The sequence below is a fragment of the Psychrobacter sp. 1Y4 genome (assembly GCF_051847555.1).
The window spans coordinates 1-1,049 of sequence record NZ_JBPYDE010000153.1; the positions used below are offsets into that span (position 1 = coordinate 1).

General features: G+C 37.3%; 2 protein-coding genes. Both read left to right on the forward strand.

Annotated features, from left to right (window positions below; all coding sequences use genetic code 11):
• Positions 1–712 (forward strand): nucleotide sugar dehydrogenase (locus ACS8FC_RS14910; protein ID WP_439297346.1); only part of this gene is annotated, 712 nt, incomplete at its 5' end.
• A 3-nt stretch (positions 713–715) separates the two neighbouring features.
• Positions 716–1,049, forward strand: a 334-nt coding sequence (locus ACS8FC_RS14915) for a hypothetical protein (RefSeq protein WP_439297347.1), incomplete at its 3' end; no start/stop codon positions are given.

A 1,049-nucleotide genomic window follows, 5' to 3' on the forward strand; every position in this document is an offset into this window, starting at 1 on the left:
TGGCTCAGTTATCACTGCTGGCACCTTTAAAGCTTCTTCGATAAAAGTTGCTGAAGCCTCTAAAGTCATCGAGAACACTCAGCGTGATGTCAACATCGCTCTGATAAATGAACTCGCTCTCATTTTTAACGAAGTTGGTATTGATACTCATGAAGTAATTGAGGCTGCCGCTACTAAGTGGAATTTTATTAAGCTTATGCCTGGTCTAGTGGGTGGGCATTGTATTGGTGTAGATCCTTATTATCTGGCTCATAAAGCATCATCTTTGGGACTCAATCCTAACTTGATTCTAACTTCTCGTGCCATCAACAATTCTATGAGTAAGTTTGTTGCTGAGCAAACCATCAAGAAGCTTATTTCATACGGAAAAAATATTAAAGATGCTCGTATTCTACTCTTAGGAGTTACCTTCAAGGAAAACTGTCCTGACGTAAGAAACACCAAAGTTACAGATATTGGTATTGAACTCGAAAAATATGGCGTAAAAATGACTTATTCCGATCCTTGGGTTGCTGAAGAAGATTGGAATCACTTAAATGTTGAGCATGTAGATTATAAAGATATTGAAGAAAACAGTTTCGATGCTGTTATCGTCGCAGTTAACCACTCAGAATTCGTTGGTGAAGACGACAAAATTGATAGCTTTTGTACTCAACCTAAAGTAGTCATTGATGTTAAAGGCGCATTAGTGAACCCTGACTGGCGTTTATAGTACATGAATGAAATTTTGAAAGAGTTTGAACACTATGTTCAAACTCAGCAATATGATAACGCAGACTCTTTAATTGAGAGTCTGCTACAGAATAGTGTTATTGTTAATTTGGAAAGAAGAGAGGCGCTTACGTTTTTATATAGAATAGGCTATGTCTATCCTGAAACTACTTTAAAATTGTGCAACCAAAGAAATGATATTCCTAGACCATTCAAAGATACTTTAAGAATGGCTTCAGGCGATACTCCTTCCCTACGTCTTTATAACCATGCAGATACCCTTGTCTCCATAAAAACTGCTTTAATGAGACATAAGCCATGGCTGGCAAAAATATTCG